This is a genomic window from Streptosporangium sp. NPDC002607, from assembly GCF_053592655.1.
This window is the reverse complement of the sequence record NZ_JBSFWD010000046.1, coordinates 1-16887: the sequence shown is the minus strand read 5'-3', so window position 1 is coordinate 16887 and position 16887 is coordinate 1. Positions and strand designations below refer to the sequence as shown.

15 protein-coding genes are annotated in these 16887 nt (G+C 69.6%); 9 read left to right on the top strand and 6 right to left on the bottom strand.

Annotated features, from left to right (window positions below; translation table 11 throughout):
* The first annotated feature begins 39 nt into the window (after window positions 1-39).
* The 7 genes from ACWD3H_RS36580 to ACWD3H_RS36550 all read left to right on the top strand — a co-directional run bounded on the left by ACWD3H_RS36580 (window position 40) and on the right by ACWD3H_RS36550 (window position 5631).
* A complete protein-coding gene (locus tag ACWD3H_RS36580) occupies window positions 40-1347 on the top strand; it encodes a cytochrome P450 (protein ID WP_451958259.1) in 1308 nt (435 codons plus the stop codon).
* Entirely contained in the window at window positions 1344-1547 is a 204-nt protein-coding gene (locus ACWD3H_RS36575; RefSeq protein WP_343983068.1) for a ferredoxin, read from the top strand. The genes ACWD3H_RS36580 and ACWD3H_RS36575 overlap by 4 nt, the downstream gene beginning before the upstream one ends.
* On the top strand, window positions 1547-2095 hold the full coding sequence (locus tag ACWD3H_RS36570; RefSeq protein WP_451958258.1) for a hypothetical protein: 549 nt from the start codon (window positions 1547-1549) through the stop codon (window positions 2093-2095). Before ACWD3H_RS36575 ends, ACWD3H_RS36570 begins: the two co-directional genes overlap by 1 nt.
* Window positions 2031-3629 (top strand): aldehyde dehydrogenase, encoded by a 1599-nt coding sequence (locus tag ACWD3H_RS36565; RefSeq protein ID WP_451958257.1) that lies wholly within the window; start codon window positions 2031-2033, stop codon window positions 3627-3629. Before ACWD3H_RS36570 ends, ACWD3H_RS36565 begins: the two co-directional genes overlap by 65 nt.
* Window positions 3629-4357, top strand: coding sequence for an SDR family oxidoreductase (locus tag ACWD3H_RS36560; RefSeq protein WP_355559126.1), 729 nt, complete (start codon window positions 3629-3631; stop codon window positions 4355-4357). The genes ACWD3H_RS36565 and ACWD3H_RS36560 overlap by 1 nt, the downstream gene beginning before the upstream one ends.
* A gap of 61 nt (window positions 4358-4418) precedes the next feature.
* Window positions 4419-5267 carry an NAD(P)-dependent oxidoreductase gene (locus ACWD3H_RS36555; RefSeq protein WP_451958256.1) on the top strand — a complete coding sequence of 283 codons (849 nt, stop codon included), beginning with the start codon at window positions 4419-4421 and terminating at the stop codon, window positions 5265-5267.
* A gap of 37 nt (window positions 5268-5304) precedes the next feature.
* A complete protein-coding gene (locus ACWD3H_RS36550; RefSeq protein ID WP_245651864.1) occupies window positions 5305-5631 on the top strand; it encodes a carboxymuconolactone decarboxylase family protein in 327 nt (108 codons plus the stop codon).
* A 34-nt stretch (window positions 5632-5665) separates the two neighbouring features.
* Here ACWD3H_RS36550 and ACWD3H_RS36545 read toward each other — a convergent pair whose 3' ends face one another.
* The gene (locus tag ACWD3H_RS36545; RefSeq protein ID WP_451958255.1) at window positions 5666-6925 is read right to left on the bottom strand and encodes a nucleotide sugar dehydrogenase; all 1260 of its coding nucleotides are present in this window, start codon (window positions 6923-6925) and stop codon (window positions 5666-5668) included.
* Window positions 6926-7548: 623 nt separating this feature from the next.
* Between ACWD3H_RS36545 and ACWD3H_RS36540 the strand changes: the two genes are divergently transcribed.
* Window positions 7549-9642, top strand: coding sequence for a DUF4082 domain-containing protein (locus ACWD3H_RS36540; protein ID WP_451958254.1), 2094 nt, complete (start codon window positions 7549-7551; stop codon window positions 9640-9642).
* A gap of 258 nt (window positions 9643-9900) precedes the next feature.
* Here ACWD3H_RS36540 and ACWD3H_RS36535 read toward each other — a convergent pair whose 3' ends face one another.
* Both ACWD3H_RS36535 and ACWD3H_RS36530 read right to left on the bottom strand, forming a co-directional pair.
* Complete coding sequence (locus ACWD3H_RS36535; protein ID WP_355559111.1) at window positions 9901-10968, bottom strand: glucose-1-phosphate thymidylyltransferase; 1068 nt, start codon at window positions 10966-10968, stop codon at window positions 9901-9903.
* Between the two features lie 132 nt (window positions 10969-11100).
* Window positions 11101-11565, bottom strand: coding sequence for a GtrA family protein (locus ACWD3H_RS36530; protein ID WP_355559108.1), 465 nt, complete (start codon window positions 11563-11565; stop codon window positions 11101-11103).
* A gap of 93 nt (window positions 11566-11658) precedes the next feature.
* Between ACWD3H_RS36530 and ACWD3H_RS36525 the strand changes: the two genes are divergently transcribed.
* Complete coding sequence (locus ACWD3H_RS36525) at window positions 11659-12651, top strand: glycosyltransferase family 2 protein (protein ID WP_451958253.1); 993 nt, start codon at window positions 11659-11661, stop codon at window positions 12649-12651.
* Here the strand turns inward: ACWD3H_RS36525 and ACWD3H_RS36520 are convergent.
* From ACWD3H_RS36520 to ACWD3H_RS36510, 3 genes are all read right to left on the bottom strand, one after another.
* The gene (locus ACWD3H_RS36520) at window positions 12575-13393 is read right to left on the bottom strand and encodes a GNAT family N-acetyltransferase (RefSeq protein WP_451958252.1); all 819 of its coding nucleotides are present in this window, start codon (window positions 13391-13393) and stop codon (window positions 12575-12577) included. The genes ACWD3H_RS36525 and ACWD3H_RS36520 overlap by 77 nt on opposite strands.
* Window positions 13393-14547, bottom strand: coding sequence for a dTDP-4-amino-4,6-dideoxygalactose transaminase (rffA, locus tag ACWD3H_RS36515; protein WP_451958251.1), 1155 nt, complete (start codon window positions 14545-14547; stop codon window positions 13393-13395). Before rffA ends, ACWD3H_RS36520 begins: the two co-directional genes overlap by 1 nt.
* A gap of 79 nt (window positions 14548-14626) precedes the next feature.
* Window positions 14627-16887, bottom strand: a 2261-nt coding sequence (locus tag ACWD3H_RS36510) for a hypothetical protein (RefSeq protein ID WP_451958250.1), incomplete at its 5' end; no start/stop codon positions are given.

The following is a 16887-nucleotide window of genomic DNA, read 5'->3' as shown; positions in this document are numbered from 1 at the left end:
GAACCGCGACGCGCCAGCGTCGCCAATAACAGGCCTGTGGTGTCGGGGAGTGAGCACCTGGAGGAGTTGCGCACCGATCCGATCGGGCTGATGCGGCGGGTGCGGGAGGAGTGCGGGGACGTCGGCGCGTTCGCGCTGGCGGGGCGGCCTGTCGTGCTGCTGTCCGGCGCGGAGGCCAACGAGTTCTTCTTCCGCTCCACGGAAGAGGACCTCGACCAGGCCGAGGCGTACCCGTTCATGAAACCGATCTTCGGGGAGGGCGTGGTGTTCGACGCCCCGCCCGAGCGGCGCAAGGAGATGCTGCACAACCAGGCGTTGCGGGCCACCATGATGCGCGGGCACGCCGAGACCATCGAGCGTGAGGTCAGGGAGCTGGTCGCGCTCTGGGGCGACGAGGGCGAGATCGACCTGCTCGACTGGTTCGCCGAGCTGACGATCTACACCTCTTCCTCGTGCCTGATCGGCCGGAGGTTCCGCGAGCAGCTCGACGTGCGGTTCGCGCGCCTCTACCACGATCTCGAGCGCGGCACCGACCCGATCGCGTTCGTGGACCCGTACGCCGACATCGAGTCGTTCCGCCGCCGCGACGAGGCCAGGGTGAAGCTGGTGGCGCTGGTCCAGGAGATCATGGACTCGCGCGGTCCCGCGGCGCGGGAGGACCGCGACCTGCTGGACGTGCTGCTCTCGGTCAGAAACGAGGACGGCACGCCGCGCTTCGGCGCCGACGAGGTCACCGGGATGTTCATCTCGATGATGTTCGCCGGGCACCACACCACCTCCGGCACCGCCGCCTGGACGCTCATCGAGCTGCTGCGCAACCCGGCGGTGCTGGCGGAGGTGACCGGGGAGCTGGACGCGCTGTACGCCGACGGCTCCACGGTGAGCTTCCAGGCGCTGCGCGAGATTCCGGTGCTGGAGTCGGCGATCAAGGAGGCGCTGCGGCTGCACCCGCCGCTGATCCTGCTCATGCGGGTGGCCAAGACAGCGCAGCGGGTGTGCGGGTACGACATCGAGCCCGGCGAGTTGGTGGCCGCCTCCCCCGCGATCTCCAACCGGCTGCCCGACGACTTCCCCGCGCCGGACGAGTTCCAGCCGGGGCGCTACGCGGAGCCGCGCCAGGAGGACCTGGTCAACCGGTGGACGTGGATCCCGTTCGGGGCCGGCAGGCACCGCTGCGTGGGAGCCCAGTTCGCGATGGTCCAGCTGAAGGCGATCTTCTCGGTGCTGCTGCGGGACTGGGAGTTCGCGCCCGCCCAGCCGTTGGACAGCTACGAGAACGACCACAGCAAGATGGTCGTCCAGCTCCGGCAGCCCTGCGCGGTCCGCTACCGCAGGCGGGCCCGATGAGGGTCGTCCTGGATCCCGACCTGTGCCAGGGGCACGCCGAGTGCGAGTTCGCCGCCCCGGAGGTCTTCTCCGTGCCCAGACGCGGCGTGGTGGAGATTCGGCGAGACGCCCTGCCCGACTCTCTGCCCGACACCCTGCTCGACGCGGTGCGCGAAGCCGTGCGGAACTGCCCGACCCGGGCCCTGCGACTGGAGGACTGATGTATCCCCGCGAAGAGCTGGACGAGATGGTCCGGCTGTGGCTGTCGTCCAACCGGGAGTGCGAGCGCCTCGGCGACTGGAGGCCGCTGGCCTCCCTCTACACCGAGGACGCCACCTACGGCTGGAACCTCGGGCCCGAGCTGGAGTTCATGGCCGTGGGCCGGCGGGAGATCCGCGACATCGCGCTCGGCCAGGAGATGGGCGGTCTCGACGGCTGGCGGTACCCGTACCAGAAGGTCCTCGTCGACGAGGTCGCCGGCGAGGTGGTCGGCTTCTGGAAGCAGGTCGCCGAGGCGACGCGCCCCGACGGCACGCCGTACGAGGTGGCGGGGATCGGCGGTTCGTGGTTCAGGTACGCCGGTGAGATGAAGTGGTCGTGGCAGCGCGACTGGTTCGACTTCGGCAACGCCACCGCGCTGTTCGTGGAGATGATCCAGGCGGGCGTGCTGACCGACGGCATGAAGCGCCGGATGGAGCGCGCCGGTGGCAGACCCGGCGGCTGGTACCGGCTGGGCGGCGCCCCCGTCGCTCTCTGGGACCGCCTGTGAGCCGCCGCCCCGGCCTGCCGCGCCGGACCACGACCGCTCGCGCCCGCCGGGTTCCGGAACGGGCCGCGCCGTCCTCCGATCGTGCGCCGGAGCGGGCTCCGGCCGTAAGGGGGCGGCGATGAGCGGCCGGTTCGCGAGCGTCAACCCCGCCACCGAGGAGGTGGTCGGCGAGGCCCTCGACGGGACGCCCGCCGACATGGACGCGGCGATCGGCGCGGCGCGGGAGGCGTTCGACGCCGGGGTGTGGTCCGCCGACCCGCGGCTGCGTGCCCGCTGCCTGCGCCAGCTGCGAGACGGGCTCGTCTCGCACGCCTCCGAACTGCGGGAGCTGACGGTGGCGGAGGCCGGCTGCCCGGTCTTCCTGACGTACGGCCCCCAGCTGGACGCCCCGGTGGCGGACCTGGGCTGGTTCGCCGACCTCGCCGAGTCCTACGAGTGGTCGCGGGATCTGGGGGTGGGCGCGCCGATGGGCATGACGTCGCGGCGTACCCTGCTGCGCGAGCCCGCCGGGGTGGTCGGCGCGATCACCCCGTGGAACTTCCCGCACCAGATCAACCTGGCCAAGCTGGGCCCGGCCCTGGCGGCGGGTAACACCGTGGTGCTCAAACCCGCCCCCGACACTCCCCTGGTGGCCGAGTTCATGGCGCGGATCGTCCACGAGGAGACGGACTTCCCGCCCGGCGTGCTGGGCGTCGTCACCTCCTCCTCGCACGCGCTCGGCGCCCAGCTGGTCGCCGACCCGCGGGTGGACCTGGTCTCGTTCACCGGTTCCACCGCGACGGGCCGCTCGGTGATGGCCTCGGCGGCGGCGACCGTGAAGCGGGTCTTCCTGGAGCTGGGCGGCAAGTCCGCCTACATCGTGCTGGAGGACGCGGACATCGGTTCGGCCGCGGCGATGGCGGCCTTCGCGGTGGCCACCCATGCCGGACAGGGGTGCGCGATCACGACCCGGCTGCTGCTCCCCCGGGAGCGGTTCGACGAGGGCGTGCACGCCGCGGCCAGGACGCTGGGCAGGCTGGGCGTGGGCGACCCCACCGACCCCGGGACCGTCTGCGGACCGGTGATCTCGGCCGCGCAGCGGGACCGGGTGGAGTCCTACCTGCGGCTGGCCGTGGACGAGGGCGGCGCGTTCGCCTGTGGCGGTGGGCGGCCGCCGGAGCGGGACAGGGGCTTCTGGATCGAGCCGACCCTCGTCGTCGGGGTGCCGAACTCCGCGAGGGTCGCCCAGGAGGAGATCTTCGGCCCCGTACTGGTGGCCGTGCCGCACGACGGGGACGACGACGCGGTGCGGATCGCCAACGACTCGCCGTACGGGCTGTCGGGCGCGGTGCACGGGGGCGACGAGGAGCGCGCGCTGGCGGTGGCCGGGCGGCTGCGGACCGGAACGGTCGGCGTCAACGGCGGGCAGTGGTACGGCGGGGACGTGCCGTTCGGCGGTTACAAGCAGTCGGGGGTCGGCCGGGAGATGGGCGTGCTCGGCTTCGAGGAGTACCTGGAGAGCAAGGTCGTCGCCACCCCTCACGGAGGTCAGTGATGCGTTTCGAGAACAGGGTGGCGATCGTCACCGGCGGCGCGCGAGGAATCGGCGAGGCCTACGTCCGCGCCCTGGCGGCCGAGGGCGCGAAGGTGGTGGTGGCCGACCTGGAGACCGAGCTGGGCGAGCGGGTGGCCGAGGACGTCGGCGGGGTGTTCGTCAGGACCGACGTGGCCGACCCCGAGTCGGCGAGGGCGATGGCCTCGGTGGCCAGGGAGCGTTTCGGCAGGCTCGACCACCTGGTCAACAACGCCGCGATCTACGGCGGGATGCGGCTGGACTTCCTGATCACCGTGGACTGGGACTACTACCGGAGGTTCATGGCGGTGAACCTGGACGGGGCGCTGAACTGCGTGCGCGCCTGCTATCCGCTGATGGGCGAGGGCGCCTCGATCGTCAACCAGTCGTCGACCGCCGCGTGGGTCTACTCCGGGTTCTACGGCCTGGCCAAGGTCGGCATCAACGGCCTGACCCAGCAGCTCGCCCACGAACTCGGCGGCATGGGCATCCGGGTCAACGCGATCGCCCCCGGCCCCACCGACACCGAGGCCACCCGGGCGGTGGTCCCCGAGGGCTACCGCAAGCAGATGGTCGGTGACCTGGCACTCAAGCGGCTCGGCCGGCCCGAGGACCTGACGGGGATGTGCCTGTTCCTGCTGTCGGAGGAGGCGGGCTGGATCACCGGGCAGATCTTCAACGTGGACGGCGGGCAGGTGATCCGGTCATGAGCGGCGCAACGTGGACGCAACCCCGATCGTGTGACCTTCGAATCAACGAGGGGGTTCTCCGTTGAGACTCGGATTCATCGGGCTGGGGCAGATGGGCGCGCCGATGGCCACGCACCTGGCCGGCTGGCCCGGCGGGCTGCTCGTGCACGACATCAGGGCCGAGGCGTGCGCGCCGGTGGTGGAGAAGGGCGCGCGGGCCGTGCGGGACCCACTGGAGATCATGGCAGAGGCCGATCTGATCGAGGTGATGGTCCTCGACGACGAGCAGGTACGCCAGGTCGTGCGCGCCGGGCTGCCGGCCGCGAGGGCGGGCACGGTGATCGCCGTCCACTCGACGATCGCCCCGTCCACCGCCGAGGAACTGGCGGCCGAAGCCGAGCCGTATGGCGTGCACGTGGTGGACGCCCCGGTGAGCGGCGGCTTCATGGGCGCGCACCAGGGCAGGCTCGCGGTGTTCGTGGGCGGCCCGCAGGAGGCGGTCGAGCGGTGCGAGGAGCCGTTCGGGCGCTGGGCGGAGCTGGTGCTGCACGTCGGCCCCGCCGGGGCCGGCACCAGGGCGAAGCTGGCGCGCAACCTGCTGCACTTCGCGTCGTTCGCCGCGGCGGCGGAGGCGCAGCGGCTGGCCGAGTCGTGCGGGATCTCACTGAAGGCGCTGGCGCGGGCCGTCAAGCACTCGGACGCGATCACCGGCGGCCCGGGGGCGATCATGTTGAGGAAGACGACGGGACCTGTAACGCCGGACGATCCCTGGTACGACATATTGCTACATGTTAGGACTCTGGGGGAGAAAGACCTTACCCTCGCACTGGAACTGGCACGGGCCAGAGGGGTGGAGACCCCCCTGGCCGCCCTCGCCCTGGAACAGCTGGCCGACGGACTCGGAGTGCCCCATGAGCGATCACGCGGATGACACCACTCCTGACCGCCGGAGGCGCGGATTGGAGATCATGAAACAGGTCTACGGCTGGGATCACGTCGGGGACGGGCCGGGCGACTTCTTCGGGATGACCGTCGAGCACCTGTTCGCCGAGGTGTGGTCCAGGGAGGGGATCTCGACCCGCGACCGGCGGCTGCTGCTGGTCGGCCTGCTCGTCGGGCAGGGCATGGACGATGTCGTCGGGCTCCAGCTGGACGCGGCGCTGAGGACCGGTGACCTCACCCCCGACGAGCTGCGCGAGATCGTCATCTTCCTCACCCACTACGCCGGGTGGCCCCGGGGGGCCAAGCTCAACGGCCAGGTCGAGGAGCTGATCGCCCGCGTCATGAAGTCGTGACCCTCCGCGGAGCCGCGGACCCCGCGCCGGGAGGTCAAAGCCTCTCGACGTTGGGCCCGCGGCACCGGTTCCGGGTGTCGAGGACGAAGGCGCTCGCCCGCTGGACGAGCTCGTAGTCGAAGCGGTCGTGGTCGGTGAGGACCAGCACCACGTCCGCCGCCGCCAGTTCCCGCTCCGAGAAGGCGACGACCTCGACGCCTTCCGGCAGCAGGAAGCAGTCCACATGCGGGTCCGCGGCCCGTACGTCCGCGCCCAGCTTGCGCAGGCCCCTGACCACGTCGATCGCGGGCGACTCGCGGCAGTCTCCGGCGTTCTTCTTGTACGCGAGGCCGAGCGCGAGCACCCGGCTGCCGTTGACCGGCTTGCGCAGGCGGTTCAGCGCGAGGCCGACCCGGCGCACGACCTGGTCCGGCATGTGGTCGTTGATGTCGTTGGCCAGCTCCACGAACTGGAAGTTGTGCCCCAGGCTGCGCTTGACCTTCCAGGACAGGTACGAGGGGTCGATCGGCAGGCAGTGCCCGCCGACCCCGGGCCCCGGGGTGAAGCGCAGGTAGCCGAACGGCTTGGTCGAGGCGGCGTCGATGGCCTCCCAGACGTCGATGCCGAGCTGCTGCGCGAAGATCGACAGCTCGTTCACCAGGGCGATGTTGACATGCCTGAAGGTGTTCTCCAGGAGCTTGCACAGCTCGGCCACCTGCGGCGAGGAGACCGGGACCACCTCGTCCACGATCCTCGCGTAGAACGCCCCGACCCTCTCCAGGGAGGCCCCGTCGATCCCGGAGACCACCTTCGGCGTGTTCTCCAGGCGCCAGCGCGCGTTGCCCGGGTCGATCCGCTCGGGACTGTAGCCCAGATGGAAGTCCTGCGGCGCCCGCAGCCCGGAGCCGTCCTCCAGCAGCGGCAGCAGGTACTCCTCGGTGGTCCCCGGGTAGGTGGTGGACTCCAGCACCACCGTGGCGCCCCGCCGCAGCAGCGGGGCGAGCGACTCCCCCGCCGCACCGATGTGGCGCAGGTCCGGAACCCCCTCGCGCAGCGGCGTCGGCACGGTTATCACGCAGACGTCGAACCCCTCGGCCGCGGCGTAGTCGGTGTCGGCCAGGTAGCGCCCCGAGCGATGGGCCGCGGACAGCGTCTCGTCGCCGATGTCCTCGACGTAGGACTCCGCGGCGTTGAGCCGCTTGACCCTCCACTCGTCGACGTCGATGCCCACCACGTCGAACCCCGCCTCGACGGCCCGCATCGCGAGAGGCAGGCCGACATAACCCTGGCCGACCACAACCAGTTTCTCTCCCACGGCAGAACCCCCGTCGATTCAAGATGAGAACACCACCTCGACTGTAGGAGTCCCGCTTCCCGCATCTCCGGTCCCGCCTCCGTCCGGGCGTGTCGCCTGGAGTCCGACACCGCTCGGGAACGGTGAACAGCGCCTTACCGACCAGGGCCTGTCCGGTAAGGGGTGACCTGAGGTCGATCGACTCTGCCGGAAGGTCGCAAACAGCGGGAACGGCAGCGGCCTTCGCTCCGCGGCTCCCGACCGGGGGATCAAGATCCGCTCCATCGGGAGCGGCGGATATCCCGAAAAGAACAAAAACCGTTTTAATCCTAAATCACATCCCAAAGTAGCGGCGAGTAAATTTTCCATCGGTCACATATCAAGGTGCCCCCTTCCCGGTTGCGCGCAAGCTCGCACACGCAGCCCGCTAAGGCACAGTCGTCAGCGTGCCACTTGACCGCTTTCCCCGGAAAGCAATATTTCCGCCTTTCCACTCAGCATTGACATTTAGCCACATCTTACGATTAATGCAATAAATCATATATAGGCCCGATAAAATCTCAAATTTCATTCATGACGGGCCGCAGGCGACGGACAGCACCGGACGCCTGGCGCAGCACGAGATCAGCGAGGAGTTGTGTCGTATGTCCAAACCCATCCGTGACGCGCTCGGCCAGTCGGCCGGCGCGACCACGATCGACGCCAGAGGCTCTCGGAGCCTGCCGCCCTTCCGAATCCACCCGCGAAATACCGCCGATCGCGTCCTGCTGAAGGTGGCCGCGGCGGTCGTCCTCGCGATGGGCGCGCTCATCGGCACCCCCGGCAGCGCGAGCGCGGCCGATCCGGTGAACCTCGGTGACGCCGCGTCGTTCGGGGTGCTGGCCGGAGTCTCGATCACCAATGTGAACTCCACGACGATCACCGGCGACCTGGGGGTGAGCCCGGGAACCTCGGTGGTCGGCTTCCCACCCGGCATGGTCTCCGGTTCCAAGCAGATAGGGAACGCCACCGCGGCAGAGGCCAAGGCCGACGTGGTCGGCGCCTACAACGACGCCGCCGGGCGCACGCCCGACGCCACGGTGCCCGCCCAGTTGGGCGGGACGACCAGGGGGCCCGGCGTCTACAACTCCGTCAGCGGCAGCTTCTCGATCGGCGGGACCCTCACCCTCGACGCGCAGGGCAACCCGGACGCCGTCTTCATCTTCCAGGCGTCCACCCTGGACACGGTGAACGTCGGCAACATCAGCCTCCAGCGCGGAGCCCAGGCCGACAACCTCTTCTGGCAGATCAGCGGCTCGGCGACACTGGGCACGTACTGCACCTTCCGCGGCAACCTCATGGCGCAGGGCACGGTCACGATCGGCAGCGGCGCCAACGTCGATGGCCGTGTCTTCGCGCTCAACAACACGATCTCCATCCAGGGCACCACCAGCCTGCCGCGCACCCGCGTCACCGTGCCGAACGATCCGCCGACCACCACGACCCTGACCTCCTCGGCCGATCCGGCGTGGAAGGGCGACCCGGTCACCCTGACGGCGACCGTGAACGCGGTCAGCGGCACCGTCGTGCCCGCCGGCGAGGTGGTCTTCAAGGACGGCTCGACGGTCCTCGGCTCGGCCTTCCAGAACGAAAGCACTACCGCCAGGATCACGGTCCCCAATCTCTCCGGAGGAGATCACAGCATCGTCGCCGTCTACCTCGGGGGTGACACCTTCGACCACGAAGCCCTGATCCACTTCGCCCCGAGCACGTCACAGCCCATCATCCAGACCATGTCGGACAGCCTGTGGGACAACGCCGGGGTGCCCGCCACCGCCTCGCAGCCCGACACCCAGGGGGTCACCCTCGGCGTCAAGTTCAAGGCCGCGACGAGCGGAACCGCGACCGGGATCCGGTTCTACAAGGGCGTCCAGAACACCGGCACCCACATCGGCAGCCTGTGGACCAGCGGCGGCACCCTGCTGGCCAGCGCCACCTTCACCGGCGAGACCGCCAGCGGCTGGCAGGAGGTGAGCTTCTCGACCCCGGTGGCGATCACCTCCGGCACCACCTACATCGCCTCGTACTTCGCTCCCGCCGGCCGCTACGCGACGACCCGCCCCTACTTCGTCTCCCAGTACGTCAACGGTCTGCTCTCCGCCCTCGCCGACGGCGCCGAGGGCGGCAACGGTGTCTACGGCTACGGGGCGGCGAACACCTTCCCCACGAACAGCTACCAGGCGACGAACTACTGGGTGGACGTCGTGTTCGTCCCGTCGGACAGCCTGTGGGACAAGGTGGCGGTGCCCGCCGTCCCGTCGCAGTCCGACCCGCAAGGGGTCGTCCTCGGTGTCAAGTTCAAGGCGGCGACGAACGGGAAGGTGAGCGGGATCCGGTTCTACAAGGGCGCCCAGAACAACGGCGTCCACACCGCCAGCCTGTGGGGGAGCGACGGCGCACTCCTGGCCAGCGCCGTCTTCGCAGGCGAGACCGCCACCGGCTGGCAGCAGGTCAACTTCCCGCAGCCCGTCGACGTCACCGGCGGCACCACCTACATCGCCTCCTACCACACCACGTCCGGCAACTACTCGATGAACCGCTCGTACTTCACCACCCAGTACGTCAACGGCGCTCTCACCGCCCTGGCCGACGGCGCCGCAGGCGGCAACGGTGTCTACACCTACAACGCGAGCAACATCTTCCCGACGAACACCTACCAGGCGACGAACTACTGGGTCGACCCGATCTTCCACAACTGACGCGGCGCTCCCGCGACCGGTGCCCTCGTGGCACCGGTCCGGGGCCAGGGCGGGTCAGGGCGTCCGCTCCCTGAGCGGACGCCACCGCCGGGGGCGTCCCGGCACCGCCGGATCACCTCGGCCGGACCGTCCCCGCGTGGCTGGTGAGTGCGGGTCACCCGGAGGCCGGACCCGTGGGCACCGTGGTGCGTGCGGCAGAGCACGTCGTGCCCGCCCCCGGCCATCGGGTGGGGCGGGTTCGGCGACGGACCAGGACTCTCATCCGCGCACCTGGATCCTGCTGTGATCGCCCACCATGAGCTCGTGGGTGTTGGACACGCCCACCGCGCGGTTGACCTCCACATTGCGCCCGATCAGGGAGTGCGCGATGCGCGAGACGCCCTGTACCGAGGAGCCGTCGAGCACGATGGAGTATTCGATCTCGGCGTTGCCGACCAGGCAGCCGGAACCGATCGAGGTGAAGGGGCCGACGTAGGAGGAGAGAATCTTGGTGTCCGCACCGATCACGATCGGACCGCGCAGGATCGAGTTCTCCACCACCGCGCCCTCCTCGACGACGACCCGCCCGGTGATCTCGCTCAGATCGTCCACGGTGCCCCTGATGGCGGGCTCGACGCGTTCGAGGACGATGCGGTTGCACTCCAGCATGTCCTGGAGGCGTCCGGTGTCCTTCCAGTAGCCGCTGACGAGGTGCGAGTGGACCCGGAAGCCGTTGGCGACGAGCCACGCGACGGCGTCAGTGATCTCCAGCTCGCCGCGCGCCGACGGGGTGATCGCCCGTACCGCCTGGTGGATCGCCGGGGAGAAGATGTAGACCCCGACGATCGCGAGGTCGCTGCGCGGATGCTCGGGCTTCTCCTCCAGCCCGATGATCTCGCCCTGCGGCCCGAGCTCGGCCACCCCGTAGAACTGCGGTTCGGCGACCCTGGTGAGCAGGATCTGCGCGTCGTGGTCGCTCTCGCGGAAGGCGTCCACCAGACCGGTGATGCCGTCCACCAGGAAGTTGTCCCCCAGGTACATCACGAACGGCTCGTCGGCGAGGAACTCTCCGGCGATCAGGACGCAGTGCGCCAGCCCCAGGGGAGCCTCCTGGGGGATGTACGTGACGTCCAGCCCGAACCGCGAGCCGTCGCCCACGGCGGCCCGGATCTCGTGGCCCGTGTCGCCGACGACGATGCCCACGCCGGTGATGCCGGCCTGCCGGATCGCCTCAAGTCCGTAGTAGAGCACCGGCTTGTTGGCCACCGGGACCAGTTGTTTCGCCGAGGTATGGGTCAGCGGGCGCAACCTCGTCCCCTTGCCGCCCGCCAGAACGAGTGCCTTCAACGTTCTTTTAGTCCTTCCACGAAGAACACATGACCGTGCGCCATATTTCCGCCGAAGTTTACTGGGAACCGGAATCAGCGTTTCCGCACCGGCTCGCCTCTTTACCGAAGAGCGCATGGCATGTTGCCGATTTCACACTTTTCCTCGATCAGAGAACACCCAGGCCCGGTTTATCGCATAACTCAGCGGTGGACTCGTCACTATCACCACCCCCTGGGCCACCATGATCGGGATCCCGGCGAACTCCACCAGGAGCGGGACACCGATGACGGACGCCGCGAGGAAGCTCAGACCGACCAGGTAGAAGCGCAGGTAGCCGGTGAGCCAGGGGTCCCCGGAACCGCGGAAGACCACCAGCCTGTACCCGGGGTAGACGATCACCACGGTCGTCAAATGACTGACCACGACCAGGAAAAGATAAGGGACGCGATCTTCAGCAACCATTAATCCCAGGCCAAGGAGACCACAATAGACCATGGCCGTCACGGCGCCGGCGAGCAGGTATGTGATGCGGTGGCCACCAAAGGCCGAGATCGCAGCCAGCCGCCCGAAAAGCGAATTCTTGCCATCGGCGGCTCTGCCTTCAACTTCAACCATGCGACGGGCGCTCCGGGTCGTGATCCGACAGTGGGGTTGAAAAAGGATTGTAGTGGGTGGCGAAAAACAATCGGGGGATTAATGTCGGTGTCGGTGGTTATTCCGTGTTACCGCTCCGCGCGGACCCTCCCGGCGCTGGTGGACAGGCTCGTGCCGGTCCTTCGGGGCCTGTCCGTCCAGCACGAGGTGATACTCGTCGTCGACGGAAGCCCGGACGACACCTGGGAGACCGCCGTCGAGCTGGCCCGCCGGTTCGACGCCGTCCGGGCGATCCGGCTGTCCCGGAACTACGGGCAGCACAACGCGCTGGTCGCCGGCATCAGGGAGGCGGTCTTCGAGGTCATCGTCACCATGGACGACGACCTGCAGCATCCGCCCGAGCAGATCCCCCTCCTGCTGGCCGCCCTCGAAGGCGACCGCCTCGACCTCGTGTACGGCATCCCGCACCACGAGGAGCACGGGTTCCTGCGGAGTCTCGCGTCCCGGTCCGTCAAGGCCGCCATGGCCGGCGCGCTGGGCATCCGCACCGCGCGTACGATCAGCGCCTTCCGTGCCCTGCGCACGCAGACGCGCGACGCTTTCACCGACCTGTCCGGGCCGCACGCGTCGATCGACGTGGCCCTGTCATGGGCCACCACACAGGTGGGCTCCGTCGGCGTGCACATGAACGAACGCGACCACGGGCGATCGAACTACACGCCGCGCCTGCTGATCGGGCATGCGATGAACATGCTCCTCGGCTACAGCACGGCTCCGCTCCGCGCGGCGAGCTACCTCGGGTTCCTGGTCGGCATGATCGGCCTGCTGCTGGGGGGCGCCGTCCTGTGGCGTTTCGCCACGGGCGACACCACGGTGGCCGGATTCACCACCATCGCCTCGATGGTCGCGCTCTTCTCGTCCGCCCAGTTGGTGTCCATCGGACTCCTCGGTGAGTACATCGGCCGCATTCACGGAAACGGCATGGGCCGCCCGACATACGTGGTGCGCGAGCGCGTCGGGTCGTCCGCCGTCACTCTTCCCCCGCGATCCGGCGGTCCCGGCCTTCCCGCGCGTACGGGAGCCGGTCCCGGACCAGATGAACGGTGAGGAGGGTCTGGACCGGCTCGAATCCGTACCTCGCCCATGCCCGCTGCACCCGCGTGTTGTGCCCCTGGGTGGAGATGACGAGTTCCGTCGCGCCACGCGCCAGCGCGCGGTGCTCGACGGCCCTGAGCAGGTGGGCGTAGCGGCCACGCCCCTGCGAGCCGGAGATCACCCCGGCCAGCAGGATCTCCGTCCGGGAACCTTCCTCCTCCAGCGTGGCCAGCCCGAGCACGCGCGGACTCTCCGCTCCCGCGCCTCGATCCTCCAACGCCAGGCACCTCCCCTCGGCACATGATCTCAGTGCCCACTCCTGATAGCCCGCCAGTGCCCCGGCGGCGTCGAACAGCGGATTGGCCAGGTAGTGGTTCCCGTACGCGCCGAAGATGTCGGAGACCAGCGCCTTCACCGCGGTGGGGTCGACCAGCTCCGACGTCCGCAGGTCAGGCGACGGAGCGGGCTCGCGCCCCTCCCCCGCGCGCAGCCGCCAGTACACGAGGGAGTCCGCGAACACGGCGGTCCTGCCGAAAGCGGTCAGCTTCGCGAACCAGTCGACGTGTTCGGCCGGATACCGGAGCACGACGACGTCCGCGGCCGATCCCAGGAGCGCCTCGGCGACCGTGGAGAACGGTGTCCCGGACTCCGCGGGGACGGTGAGCCGCTCCACGGAGCATCCGAATCGGGCCGATTCCAACGGTGACTCCACGGCCCGTACGGCCCGCGACCCGATCACGTCGCACCAGGCCATCAGCTCACCTCGTAGGACCGGACGGCGTCGATCACCCGTGCCACGCCGGCCTCGTCCAGATCGGCGAAGAGCGGCAGCCGGACGAGACGGTCGGCGACCCTCTCCGTGACCGGGCAGCCGCCGGGGGCCACCCGGCCGAACCGTACCCCCGCCGGTGCGGCGTGCAGCGGCTGGTAGTGGAACGTCGCCTGCACGCCTCTCCGCCGGAGGTGGCCGATGAAGGCCTGCCGGCTCGCCATATCCGGAAGCAGCAGGTAGTACAGGTGCGCCGGATGCGCGCAGCCGTCAGGGATCGCCGGCTGGGCGATCCCGTTCCTGACCGTCCAGTCCGCCAGGCCCTCGTGGTATCGCCGCCAGACGGCGTGGCGCCGATGCTGGATCTCGTGGAACGACTCCAGCTGGGAGGTCAGTTGCGAGGCCAGGACGTCGGACAGCAGGTAGCTGGAGCCGATGTCGACCCACCGGTACTTGTCCACCTGGCCGCGGAAGAACCGGCTGCGGTCGGTGCCCTTCTCCCTGATGACCTCGGCACGCGCGACGAGATCCGCGTCGTTCAGGAGCAGCGCGCCGCCCTCCCCGCACTGCACGTTCTTCGTCTCGTGGAAGCTCTGCGCGGCCATGCTGCCGAACGATCCGAGCGACCGGCCCCGATAGGACCCGCCCAGGCCATGGGCGTTGTCCTCGATGAGGGCGAGGCCGTGGCGGTCGCAGAGTTCGGCGATCTCCTCCATCGCGCACGCGATGCCCGCGTAGTGGACGACCACCACCGCCCGCGTGCGATCGGTGATCGCGGCCTCGATCAGCCGCTCGTCGATGTTGAGCGTGTCGGGCCTGCAGTCGACGAAGACCGGGACCGCTCCGCGCAGCGCGTAGGCGTTCGCCGTCGACACGAAGGTGAACGACGGCATGATCACCTCATCGCCGGCCTGGAGATCCAGCAGGATCGCCGACATCTCCAGCGCATGCGTGCAGGAGGTGGTCAGCAGCGCCTGGCCCGCCCCGGTGATCTTGACGAGGAGCTCGGCGGCCCGCCGGGTGAACGGCCCGTCTCCGCAGGTGGATCGCCGTCGCACGGCCTCCCCCAGGTAATCCAGCTCGTTCACCGAGATGTGCGTTCGGTTGAAGGGGATCGTCTTCAGATCGGTTACGTTCACCGCCGAAGTGAACAACGAGGAGACCCTACGACACGCGTTGCGCCGTCCTTCCTTGGCGATCCATTACGCAAGCCTTAGGTCACCCCACCTTGTCCGCAATCCGGTAGACGGCGCAGTCGCCGGAGCGGAACCGGAGTTCCGCGAAGTCCCCGATCCTGGAGGTCTGGCCGGTGTGGCGCTCGTCGACGAAGAGCCAGCGCACCCCGTAGCGCTCGCGCAGCCGCCGGATCGCGGCCGCCGAGGGCGCCCGGAAGGCGGCGTCGTTGAGGGCGAGCCGCTCACCGTCCCAGAACGGCAGGTACTCCGGCGGGGAACCGGGGCGCCAGTGGCTCATGTTCGCGGCGGTGTAGGTCCAGCCCTCGGTCAGCACCCGCCGCTCGGACAGGGCGGCCACCCAGAACTGGCGGGTGTCGCACGGATCCTCGTATCCCCAGCGGCAGTGCGCGTCCGTGGCCACCAGGTCGTCCGGATCCGAGTGGGCGCGCAACCACCGGCCGGCCTCCAGGGCACCCAGCGGAACCGCCTGCACCGCCACCGGCGGAACCTCCGCGAACGTCCGGGTCCCCGGGGGGCCTTCACCGACCGGGAGAACGCGTGCGAACCAGGCGGCGGGCGGCCCGACGGCAGCGAGCATGACGAGTGCGAAGGCCCAGGCCCGGAGGCCACCGCGCCCGGTCACCACCAGCACTACGGCCACCAGCACCGCGAGGGCCAGCAGCACCGCATAGGGCAGGTACAGCAAGGTGTCCGGCTGCCCCGGCCTCAGGGGGGTCCGGACATCGCACAGCACGCGGATCAGGCAGGCCGTCATCACCCCGGCACCGACCGCGCACCCGACCGTGGTGAGCCGTACCCGTGCGAGCCGCACGATGACGGAGAGCCCGTAGGCCGTGACGATCATCAGATAGGGGTAGCCCGCGCCGAAGAAGTAGAGCTGGCCAAGGTGGGGGTGCCCGAGCAGGAGCACCGCGGCGACGCACGCGGCCCCCATGCCGAGCAGGAGGATCACCGCCGGTCGCAGGAGCAGTCTCGGCCTGCACAGCAGCCCGAGGATCCCGCACCACGTGACGACCAGGCAGAGCACGTACAGCACGGTGACACCGAGCACCGACAGCGTCGGCGGCTCGACCGCGCCGACGTGACCGCTCAGCTCTCCCCAGGTCCGGCGCAACAGGGAGAGAGGGTCGACCATCATCCCCTGCCGCGCACCGCCGAACAGTGTCACCTGCGCGAAGAGGAAGCAGGCCACGGTCATCCCGAGCGCGGTGAGCGCGGGCCACGGCGCCCGGCGCCACCTGATCACCTCCGCTCCGGCGACGGCGGCCAGTCCCGCGGCGAGCGGAGGCAGATGGGTGGCCTTGGCACCCATGACGGCCATGACGAACACGCCGAGCAGGAACCACCTGCCGAGGTCGCGTCTCCGCCTTTCGAGAAGGTCGACGAGCAGCAGGACGACCGGGGCGAACAGGAGGGCTCCGAAGGTCTGGGTGGGCCCCGTCCAGGACTGGAAGCCCCTCCAGGTGAACATCCCGATGTTCACCCCCAGGTAGAGGTTCGGGGCGGTCATGAACAAGGTGCCCGCGATGGCCAGGAGTGCGGCGGGGCGGGAGCCGGTGAGACGGCGGGCGATCATGGACAGCAGGACGATCAGAGCGAACATCATGGGCAGCATGCCCAGGCGGAACAGCAGCACCAGGGGCTCGATACCGGTGATCCAGCTCGCGGCGGCGAAGTGGGTGTAGACGAACCAGTGGTAGAGCAGGGGTTCGCCGTCGACCATGGGGACGGTGGGAGGCATGTGGTGTTTCAGCTCGCCGATGAGGGCGAGGTGGAAGGGCATGTCGACCGAGGCGGTGCCCAGGGCCGGCCAGGTCAGGGCGTGGCCGCGAAAGAACCTGGCGATGCTCAGGAAGATGAGGTAGGCGCAGGTCAGGGCCAGTGCCCAGGACCACCAGGCGGGGGCGGGGGTGCGCGGGCGGCCGCTCCAGTGCCCGCGCAGGCGCGGCACGGTCAGGAACAGGGTGTAGACGGCCACGGGCCAGGCCAGTACGAGCAGGGGCAGGCCGGCGGCGCGGGCGGGGATGTAGGTGAAGATCTCCAGGGCGTATCCCAGTGCGGCACCCAGGGCGATCTCCTCGGCCAGGGTGCGGTCGCCGCGGTAGGTGGCGCGGATGATCAGCACGCCGGGCAGGGTCAGGCCCAGGACCAGGTAGGCGGCGAACAGGGCCAGGTCGGTGGCCGAGACCCCGTACAGCAGCAGGGCGGCGCAGGCCAGGACGAGCACGCAGGCGGCGGGCAGGGCGCGCCGGAGACGGGAGACGCCGGAGCGGGAGACGCCGG

Excerpts from the sequence above, each read along its gene's own strand:
- ACWD3H_RS36570 (WP_451958258.1), top strand. The coding sequence starts at position 1,547 with ATGTATCCCCGCGAAGAGCTGGACGAGATGGTCCGGCTGTGGCTGTCG.
- ACWD3H_RS36540 (WP_451958254.1), top strand. The coding sequence starts at position 7,549 with ATGTCCAAACCCATCCGTGACGCGCTCGGCCAGTCGGCCGGCGCGACC.
- ACWD3H_RS36560 (WP_355559126.1), top strand. The coding sequence starts at position 3,629 with ATGCGTTTCGAGAACAGGGTGGCGATCGTCACCGGCGGCGCGCGAGGA.
- ACWD3H_RS36530 (WP_355559108.1), bottom strand. The coding sequence starts at position 11,565 with ATGGTTGAAGTTGAAGGCAGAGCCGCCGATGGCAAGAATTCGCTTTTC.
- ACWD3H_RS36550 (WP_245651864.1), top strand. The coding sequence starts at position 5,305 with ATGAAACAGGTCTACGGCTGGGATCACGTCGGGGACGGGCCGGGCGAC.
- ACWD3H_RS36520 (WP_451958252.1), bottom strand. The coding sequence starts at position 13,393 with ATGGCCTGGTGCGACGTGATCGGGTCGCGGGCCGTACGGGCCGTGGAG.
- ACWD3H_RS36575 (WP_343983068.1), top strand. The coding sequence starts at position 1,344 with ATGAGGGTCGTCCTGGATCCCGACCTGTGCCAGGGGCACGCCGAGTGC.